At 48.9% G+C, this 26,053-nt stretch carries 22 protein-coding genes and 1 other RNA gene; 12 read left to right on the top strand and 11 right to left on the bottom strand.

The window, feature by feature from the left end; translation table 11 throughout:
- Window positions 1-23: 23 nt before the first annotated feature.
- Window positions 24-836, top strand: coding sequence for an RDD family protein (locus tag F0L74_RS17220; RefSeq protein ID WP_149839133.1), 813 nt, complete (start codon window positions 24-26; stop codon window positions 834-836).
- On the opposite strand, the gene F0L74_RS17215 is transcribed toward F0L74_RS17220, so the two are convergent.
- Both F0L74_RS17215 and F0L74_RS17210 read right to left on the bottom strand, forming a co-directional pair.
- Window positions 830-1,312: an RDD family protein gene (locus F0L74_RS17215; RefSeq protein WP_149839132.1), complete on the bottom strand. Its 483-nt coding sequence runs from the start codon at window positions 1,310-1,312 to the stop codon at window positions 830-832. The two genes, F0L74_RS17220 and F0L74_RS17215, sit on opposite strands and share 7 nt — an antisense overlap.
- Window positions 1,313-1,615: 303 nt before the next feature.
- Complete coding sequence (locus F0L74_RS17210) at window positions 1,616-2,095, bottom strand: DUF5684 domain-containing protein (protein ID WP_149839131.1); 480 nt, start codon at window positions 2,093-2,095, stop codon at window positions 1,616-1,618.
- A 200-nt stretch (window positions 2,096-2,295) separates the two neighbouring features.
- Here F0L74_RS17210 and ffs point away from each other — a divergent pair.
- From ffs to F0L74_RS17180, 6 genes are all read left to right on the top strand, one after another.
- An RNA gene (ffs, locus tag F0L74_RS17205) (signal recognition particle sRNA small type) lies at window positions 2,296-2,395 on the top strand.
- 215 nt (window positions 2,396-2,610) lie between these two features.
- Window positions 2,611-3,264, top strand: coding sequence for a fructose-6-phosphate aldolase (gene fsa, locus F0L74_RS17200; protein ID WP_149839130.1), 654 nt, complete (start codon window positions 2,611-2,613; stop codon window positions 3,262-3,264).
- Window positions 3,265-3,358: 94 nt separating this feature from the next.
- Window positions 3,359-4,855 carry a glycerol kinase GlpK gene (glpK, locus tag F0L74_RS17195; RefSeq protein ID WP_149839129.1) on the top strand — a complete coding sequence of 499 codons (1,497 nt, stop codon included), beginning with the start codon at window positions 3,359-3,361 and terminating at the stop codon, window positions 4,853-4,855.
- Between the two features lie 208 nt (window positions 4,856-5,063).
- Window positions 5,064-5,771: an MIP/aquaporin family protein gene (locus tag F0L74_RS17190; RefSeq protein WP_149839128.1), complete on the top strand. Its 708-nt coding sequence runs from the start codon at window positions 5,064-5,066 to the stop codon at window positions 5,769-5,771.
- An 80-nt stretch (window positions 5,772-5,851) separates the two neighbouring features.
- Complete coding sequence (locus tag F0L74_RS17185) at window positions 5,852-6,736, top strand: class I SAM-dependent methyltransferase (RefSeq protein ID WP_149839127.1); 885 nt, start codon at window positions 5,852-5,854, stop codon at window positions 6,734-6,736.
- Between the two features lie 288 nt (window positions 6,737-7,024).
- Window positions 7,025-8,359, top strand: a complete 1,335-nt coding sequence (locus F0L74_RS17180; RefSeq protein ID WP_149839126.1) for an NAD(P)/FAD-dependent oxidoreductase — start codon at window positions 7,025-7,027, stop codon at window positions 8,357-8,359.
- A 194-nt stretch (window positions 8,360-8,553) separates the two neighbouring features.
- On the opposite strand, the gene F0L74_RS17175 is transcribed toward F0L74_RS17180, so the two are convergent.
- On the bottom strand, window positions 8,554-9,846 hold the full coding sequence (locus F0L74_RS17175; RefSeq protein WP_149839125.1) for a type IX secretion system plug protein: 1,293 nt from the start codon (window positions 9,844-9,846) through the stop codon (window positions 8,554-8,556).
- Window positions 9,847-9,970: 124 nt separating this feature from the next.
- On the opposite strand from F0L74_RS17175, the gene F0L74_RS17170 reads away from it, so the two are divergent.
- A complete protein-coding gene (locus F0L74_RS17170) occupies window positions 9,971-11,203 on the top strand; it encodes an FtsX-like permease family protein (protein WP_149839124.1) in 1,233 nt (410 codons plus the stop codon).
- 6 nt (window positions 11,204-11,209) lie between these two features.
- Here F0L74_RS17170 and F0L74_RS17165 read toward each other — a convergent pair whose 3' ends face one another.
- A complete protein-coding gene (locus F0L74_RS17165; protein WP_149839123.1) occupies window positions 11,210-11,950 on the bottom strand; it encodes a TrmH family RNA methyltransferase in 741 nt (246 codons plus the stop codon).
- A 44-nt stretch (window positions 11,951-11,994) separates the two neighbouring features.
- On the opposite strand from F0L74_RS17165, the gene tamL reads away from it, so the two are divergent.
- Window positions 11,995-14,430 (top strand): translocation and assembly module lipoprotein TamL, encoded by a 2,436-nt coding sequence (gene tamL, locus F0L74_RS17160; protein ID WP_149839122.1) that lies wholly within the window; start codon window positions 11,995-11,997, stop codon window positions 14,428-14,430.
- A gap of 173 nt (window positions 14,431-14,603) precedes the next feature.
- On the opposite strand, the gene truB is transcribed toward tamL, so the two are convergent.
- Window positions 14,604-15,284: a tRNA pseudouridine(55) synthase TruB gene (gene truB / locus F0L74_RS17155; RefSeq protein ID WP_149839121.1), complete on the bottom strand. Its 681-nt coding sequence runs from the start codon at window positions 15,282-15,284 to the stop codon at window positions 14,604-14,606.
- A 137-nt stretch (window positions 15,285-15,421) separates the two neighbouring features.
- Here truB and F0L74_RS17150 point away from each other — a divergent pair, with 137 nt between their 5' ends.
- Window positions 15,422-16,219 (top strand): class I SAM-dependent methyltransferase, encoded by a 798-nt coding sequence (locus F0L74_RS17150; RefSeq protein ID WP_149839120.1) that lies wholly within the window; start codon window positions 15,422-15,424, stop codon window positions 16,217-16,219.
- A 119-nt stretch (window positions 16,220-16,338) separates the two neighbouring features.
- On the opposite strand, the gene F0L74_RS17145 is transcribed toward F0L74_RS17150, so the two are convergent.
- The 3 genes from F0L74_RS17145 to F0L74_RS17135 all read right to left on the bottom strand — a co-directional run bounded on the left by F0L74_RS17145 (window position 16,339) and on the right by F0L74_RS17135 (window position 19,774).
- The gene (locus tag F0L74_RS17145) at window positions 16,339-17,076 is read right to left on the bottom strand and encodes a shikimate dehydrogenase family protein (RefSeq protein ID WP_149839119.1); all 738 of its coding nucleotides are present in this window, start codon (window positions 17,074-17,076) and stop codon (window positions 16,339-16,341) included.
- Window positions 17,077-17,351: 275 nt separating this feature from the next.
- The gene (locus F0L74_RS17140; RefSeq protein WP_149839118.1) at window positions 17,352-18,116 is read right to left on the bottom strand and encodes a phosphosulfolactate synthase; all 765 of its coding nucleotides are present in this window, start codon (window positions 18,114-18,116) and stop codon (window positions 17,352-17,354) included.
- Between the two features lie 233 nt (window positions 18,117-18,349).
- Complete coding sequence (locus F0L74_RS17135; RefSeq protein WP_149839117.1) at window positions 18,350-19,774, bottom strand: tetratricopeptide repeat protein; 1,425 nt, start codon at window positions 19,772-19,774, stop codon at window positions 18,350-18,352.
- 161 nt (window positions 19,775-19,935) lie between these two features.
- Here F0L74_RS17135 and F0L74_RS17130 point away from each other — a divergent pair, with 161 nt between their 5' ends.
- Window positions 19,936-20,310 carry a hypothetical protein gene (locus F0L74_RS17130; protein ID WP_149839116.1) on the top strand — a complete coding sequence of 125 codons (375 nt, stop codon included), beginning with the start codon at window positions 19,936-19,938 and terminating at the stop codon, window positions 20,308-20,310.
- A 217-nt stretch (window positions 20,311-20,527) separates the two neighbouring features.
- Here the strand turns inward: F0L74_RS17130 and F0L74_RS17125 are convergent, their stop codons facing one another.
- From F0L74_RS17125 to pafA, 3 genes are all read right to left on the bottom strand, one after another.
- Window positions 20,528-21,214, bottom strand: coding sequence for a hypothetical protein (locus F0L74_RS17125; protein WP_213087000.1), 687 nt, complete (start codon window positions 21,212-21,214; stop codon window positions 20,528-20,530).
- A gap of 154 nt (window positions 21,215-21,368) precedes the next feature.
- Window positions 21,369-22,166, bottom strand: a complete 798-nt coding sequence (locus F0L74_RS17120; RefSeq protein ID WP_246197748.1) for an enoyl-CoA hydratase/isomerase family protein — start codon at window positions 22,164-22,166, stop codon at window positions 21,369-21,371.
- A 165-nt stretch (window positions 22,167-22,331) separates the two neighbouring features.
- Window positions 22,332-23,999 (bottom strand): alkaline phosphatase PafA, encoded by a 1,668-nt coding sequence (gene pafA / locus F0L74_RS17115; RefSeq protein WP_246197747.1) that lies wholly within the window; start codon window positions 23,997-23,999, stop codon window positions 22,332-22,334.
- Between the two features lie 215 nt (window positions 24,000-24,214).
- Here pafA and F0L74_RS17110 point away from each other — a divergent pair, with 215 nt between their 5' ends.
- Window positions 24,215-25,456: an aminotransferase class I/II-fold pyridoxal phosphate-dependent enzyme gene (locus F0L74_RS17110; protein ID WP_149839114.1), complete on the top strand. Its 1,242-nt coding sequence runs from the start codon at window positions 24,215-24,217 to the stop codon at window positions 25,454-25,456.
- Window positions 25,457-26,053 lie beyond the last annotated feature (597 nt).

Genomic DNA, 26,053 nt, shown 5'->3' with positions numbered 1-26,053 from the left:
TACATTAATTAGTAGATTTGTACATGGCCGCTATAAAAATACCCACGGCATTTAATATTGACCTGGAATATGAGACAGGCGATTTTGGGCGCCGTCTTGTTGCCTGGCTGATCGACCTGGCCATACGGATCGTATACCTGCTGGCCATGTGGGCCATGGCGGTACGTATCACCTATGTTTCCGGCTCTCCGGTTATCGGGGAACTGTTCCAGTTCTGGGTACAGCAGGTGCCCATGGCGCTGTATTTCCTGATATTTGAGCTGGCCTGGAAAGGGCAATCACCCGGTAAAAAGATCATGCACCTGAAAGTGGTCAGTTTATCAGGCAACCAGCCCGGTTTTAGCCAGTATATGATCCGCTGGGTATTCCGGATCATTGAAACGCCTTTTCTGCTCTGGTTCCTTATTCCCTATATGCTGGATGAATACGGCAGTTATGGCGTATACCTGGGCATATTCCTGATACTGATCTCCCCTGCCGTTCCCGTTGTGACCATGATCCGGTCTAAATACAACCAGCGCCTGGGCGATCTGGTAGCTGGCACCATGGTGGTAAGCACCAAAACCAAAAGCACCCTGGATGACACCATTTTCCGGGAAGTGTCCCAAACAGATTACAAGCCTCAATTTCCCCAGATCCTGCGCTTATCCGATAAAGACCTTAACAAGGTAAAGGAACTGCTGGACATGGCCCTGCGCACCCGCAACCTGGAGCTGGCCGCCAAAGTTTCCTACCGTGTAAGGGATGTGCTGAAGATCGAGACGGAAATGGACCATATATTCTTCCTCGAGACCCTGCTGAACGATTACAATTATTATGTGACCAAGGATCAGTGATCTGCCGGCCGTTTGGCCACCAGGGTATCCGTCCACCGGTCATGCCAGGGCGCATCGTCAAAGCCTGACAGTAACTCAAAAGGCGCAATCCGGGAAAGACTCCTGAAAAACGCCGTTTTAAAGGTAAGCGGTTTGCCCGTGCTAAAAACGGCATAGGTACCGGTAGCCAGTTTGCCGATGGTGCGGCCTTTATTGAAGCATTCCATCAGCGTATAGTACAGTACATATGCCAACATAGCCAGGATGGCGACGCTCAGCTCTGACCAGCCATCATCCGGCCCGTTATCCTGCGGGTTGATAAGATTTTCCCAGGTCATATCCAGCACGAAAAACACGATCACCAGGAGGTATACGATCACCAGGTCTATCAGGTAATTCAAAAAACGTTGTCCGCGGGAGGCGCGGTTCAGCACCACTATATCGTCCAGGTCCCCCAACAGGTCTTCTTTTCCCACCGCAGTTTTCATCGGCTCCATGCAGGTAATCGGTTTTATACTAATGTAACCAATATTTCCGGGGTTGCCTACATATCAGCCATTCATAGGAGCTGTTTACTTAAGTGGTTATTATCCCATATACAACTGGTATATAACCGGTAGATAACCGGTATCTATAAAGGGACGGCTTATATACGGCTTATATACGGGTCAGATACGGGTTATATACCGGTTATCTATAAGAAAGCATCGTCCGGGCTGGTCCTGGAATAGGTTATCTTACAGCAGGAAGGGGCGCCCATCACTGGACGCCCCTTCCTGCTGTAAGATCGTAATGCTCAATTACTTCATATCCGCCCCAATGCCCCGGATCTGGTCATTAACACTGCCGGCGTTGGGGTTACCGGCCGGGCCGCGATACTGGATGGTGCGGTCAAAAGCCATAATGGGCAGGAAAATAAAGCCCAGGAAGATGAGGCCAAGGGTAAATCCTATGTCCTTGCCAAAGCTTTTGCTCAGCAGGTTGGTGGCCCATACGCCAAATACAAAGCCTACACAGGCCACCAGGGAAAACCCGGCGCCGGCTCCCGGCATCCTGTAAGAAAACATGTAGCCAAAAGAAAGGCAAAGCAGGATGGTCCACCACCAGGGTTTGCCAATGATCTTTGTCAGGATGTAATAATTGTAAATAGGGACAATAGCCGCCCAGCCTGGTTGGCCGGCTTTCTCGTAGATCTTCCACACGCAATACGCATAAAAAACACAGACAGCGAGGATAAACAAGCTCAGGATGATGATAAGGCCTGTTGCAACCGTTTCCATAGTAACGATGGTTTAAGGTGAGGAGATTAATCCATACAAATCTGCAGGAAATGTCTTAAATGATATATTATTTTTTATCACACATTATCAGTATATTATGGATGATATGCAGCAACAGGTTTGCATCAGTAATTTTAAAGTTGCTTCAATAAGTTTGCATTAAAGTTTGCTTTTTATTGTAATTCCATTACCTTTGCAACCGGCAAGTCTTATACGACCAGCTCCTGCTGAACTCCCCCAGGACAGGAATGTAGCAAGGGTAGGCGGTTGTAGCGGTGCGATGTAAGTAACTTGCCGTTTTTTTTTCTCTTTTAATTCCAAAGTTTTTTTGTCATTAGTTCATGTCAATAGTCATTAGGTGGCTATTTTCCTCCACCGCTGATGGCCCGTTGCTCAAGTGACCTATCCGCAACATCTGTTACCTAATTACAATTATTACAGTGAAGGAAAATGCATGAGACGTGAAATGGCGCTCATGGAGAGCAATAATTAAGAAAATACAAACACTTTTTCATATGAAATTCTTTATAGATACAGCGAACCTTGCACAGATTCAGGAAGCACAAGACCTGGGCATTTTAGATGGCGTAACCACCAACCCTTCATTGATGGCTAAAGAAGGCATCAAAGGCGAAGAGGCCATCATGAAACACTACGTAACCATTTGCGAAACCGTAAAGGGTGATGTTAGCGCAGAAGTGATCTCTACAGACTTTAACAGCATTATTGAAGAAGGTAAGAAACTGGCTGCATTACATCCCCGCATTGTGGTAAAGGTGCCCATGATCAAAGACGGTGTAAAAGCCATCAAATGGTTCACTGAGAACAAGATCAGAACAAACTGTACACTGGTATTCTCTGCTGGTCAGGCTATCCTGGCTGCTAAAGCAGGCGCTGCCTATGTATCTCCTTTTATAGGCCGTATCGATGACAGCAGCTGGGATGGTGTGGACCTGATCGCACAGATCGCCAACATCTACAGCATGCAGAGCTTTAAGACAGAAATACTGGCAGCTTCTATCCGCAGCCCTTTACACATTGTAAAATGTGCAGAAGCCGGCGCTGACGTATGTACCTGTCCGTTAGATTCCATCCTGGGCCTGCTGAAACACCCTCTCACGGATATTGGCCTGGCCAAATTCCTGGAAGACGCCAAGAAAACAAGGTAATTTCCATAAACATACTTTTAGATGGTAAAGAGCGAAGGGCATAAGCCTTTCGCTTTTTTTTATTACATTGCTACACACCCACCACGTTATTATCATGCAGGGAAAATATATACTATCACTGGACCAGGGCACTACCAGCTCCCGCGCTATTATCTTTGATCAACAAGGTACTGTGGCCGCCGTGGCCCAGAAAGAGTTCCACCAGATCTATCCGCAGCCCGGATGGGTGGAACATGATCCCATGGAGATATGGTCATCCCAGGCCGGCGTAGCCGCAGAAGCCATTATCAAGGCCGGGCTGGATGGCGGGCGTATAGCCGCCATTGGCATCACCAACCAGCGGGAGACCACTATTGTATGGGACCGCGCCAGCGGCAAACCGGTGTATAATGCTATTGTGTGGCAGGACCGGCGCACCTCCTCCATCTGTGACGGGCTAAAAGAGCAGGGCCTGGAGCCCCGTATACAACAGAAAACAGGGCTGGTGATAGACGCCTATTTTTCCGGCACGAAAATAAAATGGATCCTGGATAACGTGCCCGGCGCCAGGGAGAAAGCGGAGAAAGGAGAACTGGCTTTTGGTACGGTAGATAGCTGGCTGATATGGAACTTCAGCAAAGGCAAACTGCATGTAACAGATGTTACCAATGCCTCCCGCACCATGCTGTTCAACATCCATACCCTGCAATGGGACGATGAGCTGCTGCAGCTGCTGAACATCCCCGCATCCATGCTGCCGCAGGTAAAAAGCTCCAGCGAAGTATATGGTCATACAGAAGCTACCCTCACTCCTTTTAACATACCCATAGCCGGTATAGCCGGCGACCAGCAGGCCGCTCTTTTCGGGCAGATGTGCATACAACCGGGTATGGTCAAAAATACTTACGGTACCGGCTGTTTTATGGTGTTGAACACCGGCAGCAAGGCCATACCATCACATAATAACCTGCTTACCACCATTGCGTGGCAGATCAAAGGTGAAACCACCTATGCGCTGGAAGGCGGCATTTTCATAGCCGGCGCCGTAGTGCAATGGCTGCGCGATGGACTGGGTATTATCCGCCACTCCGCCGATGTAGAGAAGCTGGCCACCTCCGTTAGCAGCAGCGACGGCGTATATATGGTGCCCGCCTTTGCCGGCCTGGGCGCGCCTTACTGGAACCAATATGCACGCGGCACCATGGTAGGCATTACCCGCGGTACCACGGCCGCGCATATAGCCCGTGCCGCGCTGGACAGCATTGCCTTTCAGACCATGGATGTATTGAAGGCCATGGAGGCAGACGCCGGCCTGCATATACAGGAATTGCGGGTAGATGGCGGCGCTACCGCCAACGACCACCTGATGCAGTTCCAGGCAGATATCCTTAATACCAAAGTGGTAAGGCCCCGTATTACGGAGACCACCGCCCTGGGAGCAGCCTATCTGGCCGGCCTGGCCGTAGGTTTCTGGGATAGCATGGATACCATCAGCAGCCAATGGCAGCTGCAGCATACCTTTACGCCCGCCATGGAAAACGACCAGCGGACGCAGTTAAGCAAAGAGTGGCAACGGGCGGTGAAGGCCGCGCAGGCGTGGACAGAAGAGTGATGGGTTAAAGTATGGATGTGCAGATATGCAAATGTGCAGATGATGAATGCGATGACAGATAAACTGCTGCACACGAATGAATGGCACATCATACCGGCGCACAAGATCACCGGGTTACCTAAGACAATCATGCATTTTTAAATCATTGCACGTCTGCATATAAGCATATTTGCATATCTGCATATTTGCACATACGCATATCAGAACTATGAACTCCTTTGCAGCAGAATTATTTGGTACCGCCCTGCTTATACTCCTGGGCGATGGCGTAGTAGCCAATGTGGTGCTTAACAAAACAAAAGGCGGCAATTCCGGCTGGATCGTGATCACGCTGGGTTGGGCCATGGCTGTATTTACCGGCGTTTTCTGCACCGCCAAGTATAGCGGCGCCCATCTGAGCCCCGCGGTTACCATTGCGCTGGCAGCCACGGAAAAATTTGCCTGGTCTAAAGTGGCTTCCTATATTATAGCCCAGCTGCTGGGCGCTATGCTGGGAGCATTGCTGGTATGGATCTGTTACAAACAACATTTTGACAATACCCCCGAAGCGGATAATAAGCTGGGCGTGTTCTGTACCATCCCAGCCATACGTAACCCTTTTTATAACCTGCTTACCGAGATCATAGCCACTGCGGTGCTGATCCTGGGTGTATTGTACATTGTATCGCCCGGGGTTGCATTAGGTTCGCTGGATGCATTGCCTGTAGCCTTGCTGGTGCTGGGTATAGGCCTTTCGCTGGGCGGCCCTACCGGGTATGCCATTAACCCCGCCAGGGATCTGGGACCACGCATCATACACTTCCTGCTACCCATCTCCGGAAAACGTAATAGCGACTGGTCTTATGCCTGGGTACCGGTAATTGGTCCCATCATAGGCGCACTGCTGGCAGCCGGCATTTACACCTGGCTGCAGTAAGATTGCAGTGGGAACAAAATGAATATTTTTTTATTAAAATGAACATGGTTGTTTTAAAATAAATATTTAATTTCCTCTGCATGCGCCGCCATGCTAGTAGAACCGCCGTTATATATGCCTTTTTCCGTGCTATAGAGGACAGCCGTCCGGCGCAGGACCGGCTGTTTGATGATCCTCATGCAAAAATGTTCCTTACCAAAGTATTGAAAATGTGGATCTTGCTATCAACCCGTAGCCGCTTTTTCCGCTGGTTCGTACCCTGGTATGTGCAGTTGCGCTGGCCTGGTTCCCTATCATCTGTAGTAGCGCGTACGCGCAAAATAGATGACCTTACCCGTGAATCCATCGAAAAACACGATGTTTACCAGGTGGTGATACTGGGCGCCGGGTATGATACCCGCGCATGGCGGCTGGCGCATCCTAAGGTGCAGTTTGTGGAAGTAGACCGGCCCATGACGCAAACATATAAGACGGCCATGCTGCAGCCATATGCAGCTACATTGCCGGTGCCGGTGGATTATATAGAAATGGATTTCAAGACCCAGTTACCAGAAAAAGCGATCTCTAAATTATTGCTGCAGGAACATTATAAAACGCTGATCATCTGGGAAGGGGCGGTGAATAACCTTACGGCCTCCCTGGGTAATAAGATGTTCCGTTACTTCCAGGAGTATCCTTCCGGCACGCGTATCATCTTTAACTATGTAGATAAGAAAATGCTGGATAACCCGCGCAGCTTCTATGGCGCTACCCGGGTAGCCCGTATGCTTAAGAAGATGAAGGAGCAATGGGATACCGGGCTTACGCCCGCTACCCTACCCCATTTTCTGGCTAATTATAACATGGAGCTGCTGTATGATGAAAATGCGACTACTTACCGGGAGTTGTATGCCAGCGGCAGCCGTGATCATAAGAAGATGAGAGGATATGAGTTCCTGCGGTTGGCCATGGCGGTGTTGAAGTGAGGGGAGCTGGTACAACAGCTTATCATCTTACCTCCAGCACTGCCAGATAACCGCTTACTCCCACTGCTCCGTAATGTTCCGCCACAACAACCTAATATCTTTTTAGCCCGGTTTGTGTACCCCATCTACCCCAAATCAATGCCTTTAGCATTAACTAATTTTCATTATTTTCTGAAAGTTTAGTAATTTTGATATCCGATAATGCAGCTACGCTATTTGCTGGTACAGCATTTGTCGCCGTAATAGTATGGCGTAACTACAGATTGTCTGATTATTAAATAATTATCTATGATGCAGCCCAATATTCCGGAAACCGGTCAGCCCCGTGTAGTGATTGTAGGAGGAGGCTTTGGAGGTATACACCTGGCTAAGAAACTTAGACATGCCCCTGTACAGGTAGTATTGCTGGACAGGAACAATTATCATCTTTTTCAACCCTTATTATACCAGGTATCCACCGCAGGACTAGAACCTGACAGCATTGCCTTCCCCCTCCGCGGCATCTTTGGCCGGCAAAAGAATTTCCATTTCCGTATGGCAGAGGTTATAGGCGTACGCCCGGCAGAGAACGTATTGGAAACAGGTATTGGCGATATTCGTTATGACCATCTTGTTATCGCCACCGGCAGTAATACCAATTTCTTTGGCAATAAGCTGATAGAAGAGCATGGCATTGGCATGAAATCGCTGATAGAGGCCGTGCAGATCAGGAATTACGTAGTAAAACAGTTCGAGGAAAGCCTGCTAATGGCGGACGAGGCCGAAATAAAGGCCAAGCTCACCTTTGTAGTAGTAGGCGGCGGCCCTACCGGTGTGGAAATGGCCGGCGCTATTTCCGAGCTGCGTAAGTACATATTGCCCAAGGATTACCCCGAACTGCCCCTTCATTGTATGGATATTTACCTGGTAGAAATGGGGCCGCGCCTGCTGCCGGCCATGAGCAACTATTCTTCAGAAAAAGCCCAGGAAGGCTGCGAGCGCCTTGGCGTTAAAGTACTGCTGAATACCGCTGTTAAAGATTATGACGGTCAAACCCTGCTATTGGGCAATGATCAGCGCATTGCCACTAAATCCCTGATATGGGCCGCCGGCGTAAAAGGCGTACCGGTCAAAGGGCTTCCTGCAGATATAATACTGCCTAACGGCCGTATACTCGTGAATGAGCAATGCCAGGTAAAAGGCTACACAAATATCTTTGCCATAGGCGATATTGCACAGATGACCAACGATCCCAGGTTCCCCAAGGGATACCCCATGGTGGCGCCCGTAGCAATACAACAGGGAAATCTGGTATCCGAAAATATACCACGGCTGATCAAAGGCCAGGCGCTACAATCTTTCCATTATACAGATAAGGGCAGCCTGGCTACCATCGGGCGGAACAAGGCGGTGGCAGAAGTGGGTAAGATGAAATTGAGCGGGCGTTTTGCCTGGCTTATATGGATGGTCGTGCATCTCATGAGCCTACTGGGCTTCCGTAATAAAATGGTGGTGCTGATCAACTGGTTTTACCGCTACCTGACGTTTGACAGGGGCACGCGGATCATCATTAAACGTGGCGCGGCTAATATTGTGAAGCTACGGCAAAGCGTATTGACGGAACCGGAGATAGTAGGGAGATGATGGAACAGCGGTTAGCTTTTAGCTGTTAGTGATTGAAGCGGATAGATACCAGCCGTTAGCTTTTAGTGATTGAAGCGATTGGATAGCATTTAGCGCTGTAAAGCATTAAAAAGAATTAGCTTTTAGCGGCAGGGCGGATTATCCATCCGCGCCAGGCGCTAAAAGCTAATAGCTAACGGCTAACAGCTGACAGTTTATTTCCTGTTCAGCATACTATTCAGGTTCACCATGCCTACCAGCTCATCGGCACGGCCGCCAAGGGCTTTGTAGTAGATGAGGATCGTATAGTTATTCTCTGCTTCCCAGTGATTGCCTTCCGTATATTCCGTGCTGAATTTACTGTTGGCCACTGTTTTGTCTATCAGCCCGTAGATGTAGTTATAATAGCCCTGTTTCAGGAACAGGGTGCCTTCATAGGCCTGCTTTTCGCCATTATATACCATCTTGTTGCTCTCGTTGCATTCATAGCTGGTGAGCTCCCCAAAGATGTACATATCATAACCCGCATAAGGCACCTTGGCCGGAAAAGTGAAATGCACGGCGGCATAATCACCCTCGAAATTGGGATCATAATTATCCAGCGTAAGCAGCTGGTAACGGCCGTTGATATCTTTGATGAACTGGTACAGGATAGTTGAGCGCTCAGGATCTGGGCGGGCCCAAATATCCGTGCCATTACGCCGATAGTCTGATTTCTCTACCCTTTCTGTTTGCAGGCGGAAACTGCGCAGGTCTATCCAACGCCATTCCTTGCCAGCCGGGAACACACAATCTACCTCCGTATTGTACACGATGTCCGTTCCTCTGAGGAACATGGGCTTTATGCCGCTAACGGCGTTATCCCAGCGGTAGTTCTGTAATATGTATACCTTGATCTGGTCAAAAGGATTATTGATATTTAACGCTGCCGTATTTACGGAAAAATTCACTTTCTGGTGGGTACGGAACAGCTTGGGGCTTACCGGCTGCTGTATAAAACCGGCCACCCCGGCCTTGGGATCCAGTACCAGCATACGGCGGGTAAAGGCCAGCTGGGAAGTATCGCTATCCAGGTACACTTTTAACAGGTAATTACCGGCCTTTTTAGGAGAACTGTTTGGGTTAGGCAGCGTAACACTGTAATGGGTATACTTTTGTAAGGCGATGCTGGAAAAACGGTAGTTCTGGATCCTGTTCTCTGAAAAACCCTGCAGGTAATCGAATGTGGTTACCTGTGCCAGCGACCAGTCTGCATTACATAATACAAAAGTATAGTAGTAGTTTTTGGTATCATTGTCCAGGTCATCAAAGCTGAGGTCCAGCTTATCACCGGAGTTAAGCTTTATAACCGGAAGGCTCAGCGGATCGCCGGCGCCATTGAATTTCACAGATTTAATATTGTTGAAGTAGATATGGTCTGGCGTAATGGCGTTATCCTGGGCGGCCGCCTGATAGGCAACTGGCAGTATAAATGCCATCATTAACAGTAAAACGGGTTGTAGCTTCATAAAACGTAAATAGGGGTTTAAGTTACGATTATTTGAGGAAAGGGGGAAGTACGGGAAACCCTGGGGGATGCCCTGTCCGCTTTTTATTTTTTATTTTTACTTTTTACTTTTTTACTTTCACTCCATGGGCTTACCTTTTTTCATTGCCAGGCGGATCGCGTTCAACAAGGGCTCTTCCTTTTCGAGGTTCATCATCAACATTGCCATTATTGCCACCGCCATCAGCGTAGCGGTGATGATACTGGCTACTGCCCTGGTGAACGGCTTTCAGCAGGTAATACAGGAAAAGATCTTCAGCTTTTGGGGGCATATCCATATTACCCAATACCAGGTAAATGCCGGTCCGCTGACAGAGCAGATCCCCTTTGCCGCCGATACGGCGTTTGCACAGCGCCTGGAGCATGAACCGGGTATCACCTCCATTAGTGCCTATGCCACCAAATCTGCTATCCTAAAGGCGGAAAAGGATATTGACGGCGTGATCTTTAAAGGCGTAGACGCCCATTACAACTGGCAGCACCTGCAACGCTTCCTGACACAGGGCGGCCCTCTGCACTACCCGGATAGCAGCTATGCGCCGGAAGTCATCATCTCCGAAAGCCTGGCCAAAGAGCTGCAGCTGAAACTGAATGATAAGGTGATCGTTTATTTTATACAAGGGGCCGGCCAGCCTCCCCGCGCCCGCAAGCTAAACGTAACGGGTATCTATAAAACAGGGATAGAGGAGTATGATAAGACCTATATTATTGGCGACCTGGAACTGATCCGCAAGCTCAATAACTGGAACCCTACGGATATTGGCGGCTACGAAGTATTTGTGAAAGACTACCGGCAAATGACCAACGTGGCCATCGGCATAGACTCCCTGCGGCCGGATAAACTGTTTACCCGCACCATCCGCGATATCTATCCAAATATATTTGACTGGCTGCAGCTGCAGAACAAAAATGAGGTGATCATTATTGTGATCATGACCATTGTGGCCATCATCAACATGATCACCGCTATCCTGATACTGATACTGGAACGCACCAATATGGTGGGTATTGTAAAAGCGCTGGGCATGCGCAACTGGTCTATACAGAACGTGTTCATTTACCAGGCGGGGTATATTGTGCTGACAGGGGTGCTGTTGGGCAACCTGCTGGGCCTGGGGCTGGCCGCACTACAGCAGTACACCGGTTTCTTTAAACTCCCGGAAGAATCGTATTATATGTCTGTTGCGGCTATAGACCTGCGCTGGTGGGAAGTAGCACTGATAGATGCAGGTACTTTTGGGGTATGTATCTGCGTGTTATTGATCCCTTCGCTTATTATCAATAAAATAACGCCGGTAAAGGCGATACAGTTTAAGTAGCAGCTGTTAGCCCAAAAGCATTCTTCCACAAATAATCCCTGCTGCCACCGCCGCATTCAAAGATTCTGCGCCGCCCAGGCGGGGAATGGTGATGCGGTATGTGCAATGTTCCAGCACGGCATCGCTCAGGCCGCGGGACTCGTTGCCAATAAGCAGGATACCTTCTTTGATAGCGTCAAATTCCGTGATATCGCGGCCATGGAGGGTGGCCGCATAGGAGGCAACATTTGCCTGCTGCAAGAAGGGGATGATATCACTCTCTATGATCTGCACCCGGGCAATGCTGCCCATGGTGGCCTGGATGGTCTTAGGATTATAAGCGTCTACACAGTCTGGCGAGCAGATGATCTGCGGAATGCCAAACCAATCGGCTATACGAATGATGGTGCCCATATTACCGGGGTCCTGGATGGTTTCAAGGGCCAGGGCTATGGTACCGTTCAAAGGCCCGGGCGCTGCGGCCGGCGGTATGTCCAGCAGGGCCATGGCCCGGTTGGGCGTGGTAAGGGCAGAGAGCTGTTTTAACAGGGGCGGCTCCACTACCTCCAGCCGTAGGCTGGGAAGCTGCGCCAGTAAAACCTGTTGTTCCTCCACCCAATCTGCAGTAGCATATACTTCCAGCACCCGCCCGTCCCGCAACAGTTCCTGCACGATCTTATCGCCTTCTGCCGTGAACTGCCTGGATTTTTGACGGTATTTTTTGTGCTGTAATGCTTGAATATACTTAATTTGCGCCTTTGACAACATAACGTCAAAACTATTTAAAAAATATCATAATTGTTTTCGCCGAGATGCAGCCGCCACATAGTTCCCATGCATACCACCTGAACTATACAGTACTACTGCTCGCCATGCTAACCCTGGCGGCCTGCTCCAATATCAAGTACCTGCAAAAAGATCAGCACCTGTATACCAGCAGCACCGTAAAAGTGCAGGGCGAGGGCCTGGTAGCGGCAGATAAACAGGACCTGCGCAGCTCCCTCAGCTCCAAATCACTGATGCTGCAACAAGCCAACGGCAAATTTGTGGGTACCCGGATCAAAGTATTCCTGTACAACCAAAAGTATAACGAAAAAAAATCCAACTGGTTCTGGAACCTGATGCTGTCCCCACGTAACCTGGAAGCGCCGGTCGTTTACGATTCCATCAAAACAAAAGAATCCCTGAAAAGGATGGTCAGCTATCTGAATAACCAGGGATATTTCTACGCTACCGCTACCTATACAGAAAAGCTAAAACACCAGAAAGCCAGCGTTACCTATGAGGTGAACACCGGTAAGAACTTCATGGTGAATAATATCAGCTATGAGGTGGAAGACTCCGCCATTTACCGGCTGGTAAAGAGCTCAGAGCAATTTTCGCTCATCAAAAAGAATATGCCTTATAAACAGGATGCATTGGTGAGCGAGCGCGAGCGGATCTTGCGCCTGGTAAAAAATGCAGGGTACTTTAAATTTAGCCGCGATGCTATCGAGTTTGAGATAGATACCCTACACAAAGCGCTGTTCCGCAACCCTCTGAACCCTTTTGAAGGTATCACCAATATCTTCAACGAAAGAAAAGGGCTGGAAAAACCCACCATGGATATTACGATAAAGATCAAAAACCCGGAGGATACGCTGACCGCCTGGGAGGCTTACCGTATTGATTCCATTTACGTATACCCGGATTTCCCTATCAATGGCAATCCAAATGATACCAGTTTTAAAACAGACAGTCACCGGTTCATCACCATCCGCAGACGGCAGGAGATCCTGAAACCGCGCGTACTTTCCCGGTCCGTGCTGCTGCGCCCCGGCGATCTGTATTCCCAGCAACAGCAAACCAATACCATCAACAAACTGTACGACCTGGGCGTTTGGCAGTTTGTGACCTTACAATACAAGGAAAAGAAAGATACGACCAACAAACTGGACGCCATACTATTCCTCACCCCCAAACGCCGGCAGGAATTGGGCGCTAACTTCGAATTAAGTACCAGTAGCGACTATAACGTGGGTAGCGGCGTAAGCCTTAACTACCGGCACCTGAATGTGAACCGGGCGGCCAACCAGCTGGGCGTAAGCCTGAACGCCGGCCTGGAGATGATCCGCAACCAGGAAGGCAATTTTGTGCTGCAGGCCAAACAGATAGGCGGACAGGTAGACCTGACCTTTCCACGTTTTATTACGCCATTCCGCATCCGCTCCGGCAACCGCGGTACCATCCGTACCCGCCTGAGTGCCGGTATGGACTATCTTTCCAGGATTGACCGTTTTAAGATCACGAACATCAACGCCTCTTTTGGGTACGAGTGGAACGAATCCATTTACCGCCGCTGGATTGTAAAACCCATCTCCCTGAACTATGTAGGCGTAAGCCTGAACCAGGATTTCCGCGATACGGTGGTGGATAAGAACCCTTACCTGCGGCGCAGCTTTGAGCCGGCATTTATAGGCGGGGAAAATATCACCTATATCTTCAGCAATAATGATGTTTTCCATAAACGCCATAACTCCTATTTCCGCGCCAATATAGAGGAATCCGGCCTGTGGCTGAATGGCATCAACAGTATCATGGACGGCATTTCCGGTAATAAGAGCAACCTGGAATCCGTGACGGGGCTTACTATCTCGAACTTTGTGAAGGTGGAAGCAGACTATCGCCATTACTGGAACTTTGGCCTGCATAGCTCCCTGGCTACCCGGGTGTATGGCGGGGTGGGTGTGCCCTATGGGAAATCTTCCGTACTGCCCTATATCCGCCAGTTCACCGCCGGCGGCCCGCTGAGCATACGGGCCTGGCGGCTACGCTCCCTTGGCCCGGGATCATTTAAGGACAGCTCAGACATTGCCCGCATATTCCCGGACCAAACCGGTGATATGAAGCTGGAAGGCAATATGGAATACCGCTTTGACCTGATCCGTATGTTTAATGGCAGCGTTAACCTTAAAGGCGCTACTTTCCTGGATATTGGTAATATATGGATGCTGAGCCAGGACGATTCCCGTCCCGGTGGTGAGTTCCATCTCAATAAACTGTATCATGACCTGGCAGTAGGTACCGGCGCAGGTTTGCGCCTGGACTTTACCTTTTTCCTGGTACGCCTGGACTGGGGTATCCCGTTAAAAGTGCCTTATTATACCGGTCAGAAGAATGGCTGGTATATTAGCGAGTGGGACCTCGCTGATAAACAATGGAGAAGGGATAATATTATCTGGAATATTGCGATAGGCTACCCTTTTTAATTACAACTGTCAATTACGGAACGGACGCTTTTGCTTTTCCGATGCTGCGCTCCGGATGTTGGCGCTCATCGCTCCGGAGCCCTTACACTGCCTGCGGCGTAGCGGCAATCTATCGTCAACTGCACTCGCGGCGCACGACATGGTCCCAATTTCGTAATGGAGAAAATGCCGATTTATTTCTTCAGGCTTTCTATAAAATCCGCTACTTCCAACGCGTTTTCCAGCTTAAACTCCCCTATGCGCGTTCTGCATAAACTGCTCAGGTAACCGCCGCAACCCAGGGCTGCGCCAAAATCATTGGCCAGGGAACGGATATAGGTGCCGGTGCTGCATACCACCCGGAAAAACACTACAGGCATTTCGATCTTTGTGAGCTCAAATCCTTTGATCACCACACGGCGCGGCTCCACTTTTACCTCTACCCCCTGGCGGGCCAGGTGATAAATGGGCTTGCCGTTCTGTTTAATGGCGGAATGGATAGGCGGCAGCTGTTGCTGCTCTCCCAGGAAACGGGCTACGGTAGCCTGTAAAAGCGCTTCATCAATACCGCTGGTATCTTTGGGTTGCTCCGGCTCTGATTCCAGGTCGAATGTGGGCGTAATTGCGCCCAGGGTAAAGGAGCCGGTATATTCCTTTTCCTGTGCCTGGTATTCGTTGATCTTTTTGGTCATTTTACCGGTACAGCAGATCAGCAGCCCGGTAGCCAGCGGGTCCAGGGTGCCGGCGTGGCCTATCTTAGCTTTGGTAGCATTACGTACCTTACGCACTACGTCAAAAGAGGTCCAGCGTAAGGGTTTATTGAACAACAGCACGGCTCCTTCCTGGTAATTATTTTTTTCCTGGTCTTGATTCATGGCGCAAAGATAAACAGTTAGCGCTTAGCTTTCTGCCGTTGGAGGCGCGTATTATCAATAGGACGAAAATGTTAAAAGCGGACAACAGGCAGGTAAATGCGCTTGGCAAATAGCTTTTTTTTCTAATTTAGCAGGCTATGGCTTTACAACATCATAAAGACGCCACTTTAAGATACCAGCAACAGGTGGATAATTCGCGGAACTATGTGATCCCTTTCATTGAACAGGCCATGCCCATACAACCGGGCACCCGCGTGATGGAAATAGGGTGCGGAGAAGGCGGCGTATTAACGCCCCTGCTGGAAAAAGGCTGTCACTGCGTAGGGGTAGACCTGGACCATCCCAGGATAGAGCTGGCCAATCAATTCTTAGGCAATTATGTACAGAACGGACAGCTGCGGCTGATCACCCGGAATATTTATGATGTGGATTTCCTGGGCGAGTTCCGGAATGCTTTTGATCTCATCATCCTGAAGGATGCCATCGAACATATACCGGACCAGGCAAAGATCATTGGCTACCTGAAGAACCTGCTGGCGCCCAAAGGACAGGTGTATTTCGGTTTTCCGCCCTGGTATATGCCACATGGCGGCCATCAGCAGATATGCCAGAGCAAAGTGCTGGGCATGCTGCCTTATATACATCTCCTGCCCCGCCCCTTGTATCGCGGACTGTTACGTGCGGCAGGCGAGCATAATGGCACTATACAGGAATTAATGGATATACGGGATACCGGTATTTCCATAGAGCGTTTTGAGAAGATCGTGCAGCAGCAGGGATTTGCCGTTACACGTAAACAACATTACCTGATCAATCCTATCTACAAATATAAATTTGGGCTACAACCCCGCACGCAGTGGGGACCGGTAAGTAAACTACCGTTTGTGCGGAATTTTCTGACGACTTGCGTGTATTATATGATAGGGGAAAATTAATGTGATAATGTGCTGATGTGCTAATATGCTAATGAACTGCAACGGAATTTAGTAATAACACATCAGCACATTATTTTATTTCATTAGCACATCAGCATATTAGCGCATCCGCACATTAATTATTGTTTCTCATTCCATATTTCCCAGCTCGCTTCTGCCTGCAGTACCAGCATTTCATGGCCATTTTTTATAGCGGCGCCCTGTGCTTCTCCCTGCTGCAGGAATAATGTTTTCTCCGGGTTATAGATCAGATCATACAACAGGTGATGTTTAGTGATAGCGTTGTAAGGCAGCGCCGGCGCGGTGTCTGTTTGCGGGTACATACCCAGCGGGGATGTATTGATGATAATGGTATGGGCAGCTATCACCTCTTTATCCAGGCTCTCGTAGGTAACTACGCCGGGTTGCGCCTTGCGGCTTACTACCGTAAAGGGGATACTGAGCGCTTCCAGCACAAACATCACCGCCTTGGCCGCCCCGCCGGTACCCAGTATCAGGGCATGGGTATGATGCGGTTTCAGTAAGGGTTGCAGCGATCTTTTAAAACCGGTGACATCCGTATTAAAACCAGTTCTTTTGCCGTCATGGAAATGGATGCAGTTAACGGCCCCAATCTGTTCTGCAGCCGGGCTCAGCTCATCCACCCAGGGCAGTACCGCCTCTTTATAGGGGATGGTCACATTGAGGCCGCAGAGCGTTGGCTGCTGTTCCAGCAGCTTGGGAAATTCCGCTATATCTGCCAGGGGAAAGTTCTCGTATGCACAGTCCAGTATGCCCTCCTTTTTGAATTTCTCCGCAAAAAAGCCTTTGGAGAAGGAATGGCTTAAGGGGTAACCAATTAGTCCGTACAGTTTCATATCAATTACGAATTACGAATGATCAATTGTGAAATGCAAATTATGCCGGTCTGAAAAAACGTATTCATGAGCACTACAGTTTTGAAGATATTCATGATACAGATAATTACGGACATTGAAGATAAACAGGATATTCAAATCCAGCTATAAACATTCCGGATAAACCGGGTGATCAGATCAGGTAAAGGGACCCACCCGTTTGTAATTATCCGCATCTGTACATTGTCAACAGTGCCCGTGAATACGTTCAGTTATTGATCATCTAATGATGTGGATTATTCTTTATCCAGGAATAGGTGGAAAGTATCGCCGCGTAAGCCGATGCGCATAGCTTCCAGGGCAATCACTTCATGCGGGGCCAGGTTGCCCAGGTTCACATTACAGCCTACCAGCTCCAGGAAGTACAGCTGTTGCGCTTTCTGCGGCGCTTCCCAGATGATCTTCTCTGCCGGTATCTTAGTCAGGATCTCCTGTACCAGGCCTTCCCTTACTTCGCCGCTGCCGCGGTAAATGCCTACGTTACCGCTCTCGCGGGCTTCTGCGATCACATAGGTGGCGCCTGCGGCCAGTTCTGCGCTCATCAGCTCAATCCATTTATAGGGCGGGATAATATGCTCTGCATCTTTGGAGCCTACTTCGCTCAGTACAACGCCTATTTTGGCCAGCTTCTCGATATAACCGCATTTCTCCGCATGCGGGATGGTGATGGAACCGTCTGATACCTCCATATAGGAGATACCATAGTCCTTTACCACTTTGATATATTCATCCAGCTGATTACGGATCAGGAAAGCCTCAAACAGGGTACCGCCAAAATATACAGGGATATTATGCGCCTGGTAAAGCTCGATCTTTTCACGCAGCCGGGGGGTAACGAAAGAGGTGCCAAAGCCCAGCTTCAGTATATCTACATGCGGCGCGGACACTGACAAAAAATTTCTGGCTTCTTCCAAACTAAGTCCTTTGTCCATCACCATGGTCAATCCATGGGTGCGTGGCTGCCTGGTACGGTCCGGGATCTGTGTGAGATTAAAATTCATCTGCGTTAGTTGTCTTTAAGCATAAATCAAATACCAAATGGAAAACCGGCGCAAAAATAAGAACTATCTCTAATTTATAAGCCCCTTTTCCGCAGGGCGGTCAAATGGTCAGGCGATCCGCCACGGAGTGCGGCTGTCACTGCCGGAAATTAAAAGGGAATGTACCGGAATAAAAGAGGGTGTATCAAAAATATGATACACCCTCCTGAATGTTCTTTTATTGTTTACTGTTACTATTTCTTTTTACTACGGTAGCGGGCTATCAGCTCCACTACGCTGCTATGCTGCAGCAAGGCGGGATCCAGCTCCACCATTTTCTTTAACTGACGGGGCGCCAGCTGCAGGGCGGTCTCCAGCTGCAGCAGCCCTTCTTTACTACGGCCCTGTGCAATGAGCACGGCGGCCCGGAAATAGATAAATACCGGTTTACGGCCCAGTTTCTGCTCCGCTTCGTCCAGTTGCAGAATGGCCTCGTCATAGAAACCGGCTATATACAGGGCGCGGATAAACTCCTGCCAGGAACTGATCGTATTGGGCTTCAGGCGCAGGGCGCTCATGAATTGAATAAGGGCGTCCTTGAACTTGCCCAGCTCCAGGTAACACTGTCCCAGGGCGATATAATAGTCCGCGCTGTTCTTATTGATCTTTAAGGCGCTGGCAATGCTCTTTACGGCGTTGTCCCAGTTGGACTCCATCATATAAGCCACCGCGATCTTATAATACAGCTTATCATCCTGCGGGCTTAAGTGCGTTGCTTTGCGGTAATAATAGCGGGCCTGGGTGAATTTGCGCATCTTTTCGTAGCAGTGGCCAATGGCCTCGTAGATCACATCTTCCGGCTTGGCTATCTCCAGGTGTTTACTGAGCACCTCGATGGCATCCTGGAACTTGCGCAGGCGGATATAGGCATCGCCCATATTACGGTAGGCATAGTCGAACTTCTCGTCAATGGCTACGGCATACAGGTAGGCGTCTATGGCTTTTTCATAGAGCTTAAGGCCCTGGTAGGCCGTACCCAGGTTAAACCAGGCCAGCTGGTTATACGGGTGCTCATTAATGACCTGGGTATGCAGGCGGATGCTCTCTTCATTGCGACCGGTATATTCTGTCCAGAAGCAGATCTTGTGCAAGGCTTCCTCGTTGTTGGGATCATGCTCCAGCGCTATCTTCAGGCAGTCAAATACACGGTCAAACTCTTCCCAGTCATCGTATACGTCTGCCAGTTCCAGCAACAGCTCCGTACGATCGTCCCCATCAAATTGTTTGATCTGTTCTTCCAGTACGGCAGCGGCTTTTTCATGCTGGTTCAGGGCCAGGTAAATATCCGTTTGCAGGATATACAGGTTGATATCCGTGCTATCCAGGATAGCGGCTTTTTCCAGCAGCTCCAGCGCGTCTGAGTACTTCTTGGTCTCTATAAGCAGGTTTGCTTTTTTCAAGAGCAGGGTGGAAGAATAGGGAAATTGTTCGATGGCTATTTCTGCAGCCTGTATGGCATTAGGCAGTTCGTCATGTTCGTCGTAATAGTCGATGATCTGTTCAAAGGAATCTTCATCCAGGAAGGAGTGAGACCGGCCAGCTCTGAGGTTTTCGAACTGCTGCAAAAGGTCCCTCAACTCCTCAAAATCCTCGTTAAATAATGGAAAGTCTTGATTCATTACTGTAAATATAATAATTTTATCCAACCACGCAAATCCGGGCGATCGTCGCCATTTTCCCACCGTTTATATAATATTTAACAGTTCTTTAGGATTTTTTTGTAAATTGCGTTAAGAATTTGTTATATGATATATTGAAAAGTTTGTACATTTGTGATACAATGAAAACGAGAACCTTCATATTGCAGTCTTTTTCATTGTCCTGCTTACTGGCAGGCATCCTGGTTTTTGGCGCTTTAACCGCCAGTGCTAACGATCTTGCCCTCAACAGTGATAAAGACAAAGGAGCTAAAAAGACGGAGAACCGCTTTTTACTGGGTGCGATGCCCAAGATGAACCTGAGCATGGACGGCTTCCGGTCTACCGGTATGCTGACCTCAGAGTTTAAATTGACCCCTTCCAATTCCTGGAATATCAAGTCAGTAATGACGTATAAGAGAGGAAATGTGACTTATGTGCTGCCGTACAATGTACAGATACAGCAGCCGTCAAACATGGAATATCATAAACTTAGGATCATCCTTCCCCTGAAATAATATTTTTCAGCCTTTTTACCAGCCAAAAGCTGAAAGCCTAAAGTAGAAGCAATTGCATTCGACTTTAGGCTTTTTTGTTTATAAGATTTTGCGGTACAGGCTGGTGGTTAACAGGAAGCGGCTAACAAGATAAACAGGCATATTGGGTGCTGGTTTACGGCGCCGGTTCGAACGGCTCAGGGGCTGCGCCTTTACAAACATGCTTTTTAACATCCCCTCAGCTTCCCATTTTCTGCAATTCCTCCTTACTGATCAGCTTATACCCAGACACCGGTACCTCAAACAAGGAGGCCGGCACCGGATGCAGATCCAGTTGCGTAGCAATAACACTCATCTTAGCCCCTGCCCGGGTAATGATCTCAAACTCCAGCGGCAACCCCTTCAGGTTCACAAAACGGCGGTTGTAATGTTTATTCTCCGGTACCAGGTCAGGCGTATAATACACTTCAAAGGTCTTCCCATCCGGCATAGTGCCAATGGCCTTTTTACAGGTATACCCTACCAGGTCCTTGGTGCCTGGTTCATCCTTAAAATGGATACCGGCATATTGTTTCAGTTCCTTGTCATACTCGTCCTTATCGGAGCGGATCAGGTATTTATCTCCATGGTTATCGATCAGCGTTACCAGGTTCTGCTCCCGGCTGTTGATGAGATAAGTGTAGGATACCACATTCAGGTTCATATCAATACGGCTCAGCGGCCCGCGGATGTATTGGGTAAGGGTGCTGCCCTCGAGCAAGGCGTCTGTTTGCAGTTGCTCCGGTGGCAGCTGTAGCTTATAAACGATCTTCACATCGGATACCAGGCGCTGCGCGCACAGGTGACCGGCGGTGAAACCCAGCATAAGGAAGGTCAAAAACAAGCTGTTGGGCAATTTCATATATATGATGCTTAAATTTTTCATAGGTCAGGCGGATTGAATACAATGACGGATCATTAGATACGCATTACGAATAAATAAGTTGTTTCGATCCATTTATTTCGGTGAACAGTTGTAGTGTGACATATACTATCTTTTATCAAAGCCCGCAATCAACCTGATATCAGTAAATATGCCATTACCATACCAGTTTCTCTTTATTCAGGAAAGCCTGGATCCCTTTTTTACACTCTGCATGCTCCCGGGTAGCGGCATTTAACCGCGCGGCATGCTCCAGGGCTTCGTCCAGGGGCTTATCCAGTACCATTCCAATCAGCTTTTTGGTCATAGTAAGGGAGTTGGCGGCGGCTTCTTCGCACAAGGCTGTGGCTACCTTGTTTACATAGTCGGCTATGTTGGCGGCGGGTACTACTTCGTTAATAAGGCCATACTCCTGCGCTTTTTCCGCGCTTATCAGCTTACCGGTGAGCAGCAGCTCCCGGGCCCTGCCCTCCCCTGTTTTTCTTACCAGGAATACGGAAACCAGGGCGGGTATGAACCCTATCTTCACTTCCGTATATCCCATACGGGCTTCCGGTACGGCGTAGCTAAGGTCGCATAGGGTTACCAGGCCGCAACCGCCGGCAATGGCGTGGCCTTGTACCTGGGCTATCACAATCTTATCATGGTAATAGATCTGTTGCATTAAGCGCATGAGCGCCTGGGAGTCTTCCAGGTTTTCATCAAAGGTATTACGCTGCAACTGTTGTAGGTATTCGAGGTCTGCGCCGGCGCAAAAGGCCTCGCCAGCCCCTTTCAGTACGATCACCTTTACCGCATCGTCAGCGCCAGCCTGCTGGAAAGCCTGCTGTAATTCCGCTACCATTGCCCCGTTGAGCGCATTCCGCTTGTCCGGGCGGTTAAGCGTTATGGCAGCAATACGCTGCTCCACCTCATAGGTAATGTAGTCAAAGGTTATGGCGCGACTGTGTGACAAGGTGACAATTTTAATCTCCGGCAAAGCCGGATAGCAATATAGTCAAAAATGTGCGAATCTGCAGATATGCAAATGTGCGGACGAAACGCAGCAGGTCACCGCATTCCATCCGCACATTTGCACCTATTTTTCATTTGCACATCTGCATATTCGCAGATCTGCACATTATCTGGTTATTTCTTCGATCACCTTACCTACGTTGCCGCTGGGCATCTGGATATGCAGCATGGCCGCCAGGGTAGGCGTAATATCCGTCATGCCGGTAGTGCGGTTGCTTTTACCAGGCTTTACGCCCCACCCGTACCATACCAGTGGAATATGGGCGTCATAAGGATACCACAGGCCGTGGGTGGTGCCGGTAGCGGCGCCTTCTATCCATCCCGGGTTCAGTACCACCTGTATATCGCCGCCACGTTTAGCGTTAAAGCCGTTGTTTATCATGCTGCGCATAGGTTCCGGCAGGGTGGTGAGCATCAGCTCCCGTAAGGGGAACGCATTGGCTACCGCCGGCAGGCGTAACAGCTCCCGGATCAGGAAGTCAACGATCTCCTTTTCTGATTTGCCGGCTTTTTCGATGGCGTCATGGTTCAGGTACAGCTGGTAATTGGTGTTGGCCATCACCACATTGGCTACGCCAAAGCGGCTGTTAATCTGATCATTCAGCGCTTTCAGGCTGGGATTGGCCACGCCGCCAGGCAGTTTATTTTCCTTCAGAAAACCCGGCACGTGTGCTACGCCATGATCTGCGGTAATGAAAAAGGTATATTGTCCTTTACCGATCTTTTTATCCAGGTAGTCAAAAAAGGCTGCCAGGTCTTTGTCCAGGCGCAGGTAGGTATCTTCTATCTCTACGGAGTTAGGGCCAAACTGGTGGCCTACATAGTCTGTAGAGGACAGGCTGATGGCCAGGAAATCTGTTTCGCTGCCCTGGCCAAGGTTATACCCTTCTACCGCCTTTTTAGCGAATTCCAGCGTCATGGTATTGCCAAAGGGGGTAGAGGCGATGGCGCCAAAAGCATTGCCAAACTCGCCACCCAAAGCGTGCGGGAAAGAGGTGTTATCCGCTCCTTTATACCGGCCTTCGTAAGGCTCCTCATCGGTAGTGCTCTGTTGGTAGGAGGTTACAGGATACAGGGTGTTCCAGGGCTCTTTCAGGTAACGGGCCGGCCATTGCTGGGCGTTGAAATTCTGTGCCCAGGACGGCAGCTCATTCATGTAATAAGTGCTGGTGATCCAGTTACCGGTGGTACCATCATACCAGAAAGCCGCATTGGCGCTGTGCCCTGCGGGCAGAATGGCGCCACGGTCCTTAATGGCCACACCCACTACCTTACTTCGGAAATTGGTAGCCAGGCGCAATTCATCGCCAATAGTAGTTACCAGCATGTTGCGGGGGCTCATTTTGCCCGCGGCAGAGGTGCTGCCTACCGTATTTACGCTGGTATCCTCCGCGCAGTACATATTACGGCCCAAATCCCGGTTATACCAGTCATTACCGATAATACCGTGAATAGCTGGCACGGAACCTGTATATACACAGGTATGCCCGCAGGCTGTAATGGTAGGGGTATAATTAATTAACGTATTTTCGCAGGAGAAGCCATCCTGTAACAGCCGCTTAAACCCGTTGGCAGTATAGCGGTTGGTATAACGGTACAGGTAATCCCACCGCATTTGGTCTACCACTACACCCACCACCAGTTTGGGCCGGCCGGCTGTTTTAGCTGCAGGGTCCGCCGGGCGGTACATAGGTTTAGGAGACGTTGCTTTTTGAGCGGTTGTTCCGTGTGAAGTGAGCAAAAATGCCGAAACCAATAATTTCATCCATGTCATGGCCGAATAACGATTTAAAACTGTTCCTATGAATCCATACAACGGGCGTTCATCCTATAAAAAGATGCCATTGTTCCTGTTTTCATAAAGTGAGTGAAATAATTAATTTATTGTTCTGGTAAGTGCCAACAAATGTAATCTAAGATTACAAAAAGTAATATTTTAATACATTTGTGCACGATTTTAATGATCACAATTAATCATTAATTAACATTATGGATATTTTTGAAAAACTGCTGAAGCATAGAGGTCCTATCGGGGAGCATTCCGAGAGGGCACATGGCTATTTTGCCTTTCCAAAGCTGGAAGGGGAAATAGGCCCCCGTATGAAATTCAGGGGCAAGGATAAGATTGTATGGAGCCTGAATAACTACCTGGGCCTTGCCAACCATCCGGAGGTACGCGCCGCGGATGCAAAGGCGGCAGCAGATTTTGGCCTGGCCTCTCCAATGGGCGCCCGCATGATGAGCGGTAACACCAATTACCATGAGCAACTGGAGCGGGAATTATCCAATTACATGGGCAAAGAAGATACTACTTTGCTGAACTACGGTTACCAGGGCATTATGAGCGCCATTGACGCTGTATGTAACCGCCGTGATGTGATCGTATACGACGCGGAGTGCCACGCCAGCATCATAGATGGCCTGCGCCTGCACCAGGGCCACCGCTATGTGTTCAAACATAATGATATTGCAGATTGCGAAAAGCAGCTGAACCGCGCCGTAGAACTGACCAAGACCACCGGTGGCGGTATACTGGTAGTAACGGAAGGCGTATTTGGCATGGCCGGCGACCAGGGTAAGCTGAAGGAAATAGCCGCATTGAAGGATAAGTATGAGTTCCGCCTGATGGTTGACGACGCCCACGGCTTTGGCACCATGGGTAAAACCGGTGCTGGCACCGGCGAAGAGCAGGGCGTACAGGATAAAATAGACCTGCTGTTCAATACCTTCGCTAAATCCGGCGCTTCCATAGGCGCATTTATGAGTGGCGATAAGGATATTATCAACTACCTGCGCTATAACATGCGCTCCCAGATCTTCGCTAAATCCATTCCTTTGCCTATTGTGATAGGTCATTTGAAACGTGTACAGCTGATGCGTAGCAAACCTGAGATGAAGGAAAAACTGTGGGATAACGTAAATAAACTGCAACGCGGCCTGAAAGAAAGAGGATTTAACATTGGCCATACCAATTCTCCCGTAACGCCTATCTACCTGCAGGGCGATATTCCGGAAGCAACCGCCATGTGCCTTGATCTGCGTGAGAACTACAACATATTCTGTTCTATCGTAGTATACCCGGTGATCCCAAAAGGCCAGATCATTTACCGTCTTATACCTACCGCTGCGCATAGCGATGAAGATATTGCCCTTACCCTGGAAGCTTTCAGCGAAACCAAGCAGAAGCTGGACAGGAAAGAATATAAAGTGGCAGAGATACCGATGGTGTAATAGCCGTTGTTACATAATGAATTCCGGATCCGGGTTGTACGAGGTGCAGCAAGGGTCCGGAATTGTTTTTTACAGGGAAAAAGCGGTGCAGGAAGCCGGGGGTTATATAAAAAAAGCGGGTCAGCTGGTTAGACTGACCCTTTCAACAAATCGTTCTTTCACTAGGTGTAATTTCACTTAGCATTTCATTAGGACATGGTAGAACAATTGGTCTTCATAGAACAGGAACAACCGAATTGAACTAACAGAATTTTATAATAAGGTTTGAATTTTCTCGTGATTAATGATGCTGTATTTGCTTCTCTTGTATTATCAAAATTAGGGTGTTATATCCTATAAAACATCACACAAATGTGCCATTTTGTTAATGTCTTGTTAAGCGATTTCCAATGAATAACAATCTACGGTTTTAAACGTTTAGCAAATTTTTTTACTGCTTATCTGAGTGGTGCTCCTCTCCTTCCGGCAATTTTGACGGCCGCAATTCACCTTTCGGGTGGTAGCTTATACCTATTTAGCTGATTTAGTGCCGTTATTTTTTGACACACGATTGCAAAGACTGCAATAACGACAGTGGCTATTCCGCTGTTTTGCGCG

The sequence above is a fragment of the Chitinophaga agrisoli genome (assembly GCF_008386695.1).
Classification (GTDB): domain Bacteria; phylum Bacteroidota; class Bacteroidia; order Chitinophagales; family Chitinophagaceae; genus Chitinophaga; species Chitinophaga agrisoli.
This window is presented reverse-complemented; position numbering and strand designations above follow the sequence as displayed.

Excerpts from the sequence above, each read along its gene's own strand:
- F0L74_RS17140 (WP_149839118.1), bottom strand. The coding sequence starts at position 18,116 with ATGAATTTTAATCTCACACAGATCCCGGACCGTACCAGGCAGCCACGC.
- F0L74_RS17190 (WP_149839128.1), top strand. The coding sequence starts at position 5,064 with ATGAACTCCTTTGCAGCAGAATTATTTGGTACCGCCCTGCTTATACTC.
- F0L74_RS17135 (WP_149839117.1), bottom strand. The coding sequence starts at position 19,774 with ATGAATCAAGACTTTCCATTATTTAACGAGGATTTTGAGGAGTTGAGG.
- F0L74_RS17180 (WP_149839126.1), top strand. The coding sequence starts at position 7,025 with ATGATGCAGCCCAATATTCCGGAAACCGGTCAGCCCCGTGTAGTGATT.
- truB (WP_149839121.1), bottom strand. The coding sequence starts at position 15,284 with ATGAATCAAGACCAGGAAAAAAATAATTACCAGGAAGGAGCCGTGCTG.
- F0L74_RS17175 (WP_149839125.1), bottom strand. The coding sequence starts at position 9,846 with ATGAAGCTACAACCCGTTTTACTGTTAATGATGGCATTTATACTGCCA.
- F0L74_RS17165 (WP_149839123.1), bottom strand. The coding sequence starts at position 11,950 with ATGTTGTCAAAGGCGCAAATTAAGTATATTCAAGCATTACAGCACAAA.
- F0L74_RS17220 (WP_149839133.1), top strand. The coding sequence starts at position 24 with ATGGCCGCTATAAAAATACCCACGGCATTTAATATTGACCTGGAATAT.
- glpK (WP_149839129.1), top strand. The coding sequence starts at position 3,359 with ATGCAGGGAAAATATATACTATCACTGGACCAGGGCACTACCAGCTCC.
- F0L74_RS17130 (WP_149839116.1), top strand. The coding sequence starts at position 19,936 with ATGAAAACGAGAACCTTCATATTGCAGTCTTTTTCATTGTCCTGCTTA.
- F0L74_RS17215 (WP_149839132.1), bottom strand. The coding sequence starts at position 1,312 with ATGGAGCCGATGAAAACTGCGGTGGGAAAAGAAGACCTGTTGGGGGAC.
- F0L74_RS17170 (WP_149839124.1), top strand. The coding sequence starts at position 9,971 with ATGGGCTTACCTTTTTTCATTGCCAGGCGGATCGCGTTCAACAAGGGC.
- fsa (WP_149839130.1), top strand. The coding sequence starts at position 2,611 with ATGAAATTCTTTATAGATACAGCGAACCTTGCACAGATTCAGGAAGCA.
- F0L74_RS17185 (WP_149839127.1), top strand. The coding sequence starts at position 5,852 with ATGCGCCGCCATGCTAGTAGAACCGCCGTTATATATGCCTTTTTCCGT.
- F0L74_RS17125 (WP_213087000.1), bottom strand. The coding sequence starts at position 21,214 with ATGAAAAATTTAAGCATCATATATATGAAATTGCCCAACAGCTTGTTT.
- F0L74_RS17150 (WP_149839120.1), top strand. The coding sequence starts at position 15,422 with ATGGCTTTACAACATCATAAAGACGCCACTTTAAGATACCAGCAACAG.
- F0L74_RS17145 (WP_149839119.1), bottom strand. The coding sequence starts at position 17,076 with ATGAAACTGTACGGACTAATTGGTTACCCCTTAAGCCATTCCTTCTCC.
- tamL (WP_149839122.1), top strand. The coding sequence starts at position 11,995 with ATGCAGCCGCCACATAGTTCCCATGCATACCACCTGAACTATACAGTA.
- pafA (WP_246197747.1), bottom strand. The coding sequence starts at position 23,999 with ATGACATGGATGAAATTATTGGTTTCGGCATTTTTGCTCACTTCACAC.
- F0L74_RS17110 (WP_149839114.1), top strand. The coding sequence starts at position 24,215 with ATGGATATTTTTGAAAAACTGCTGAAGCATAGAGGTCCTATCGGGGAG.
- F0L74_RS17210 (WP_149839131.1), bottom strand. The coding sequence starts at position 2,095 with ATGGAAACGGTTGCAACAGGCCTTATCATCATCCTGAGCTTGTTTATC.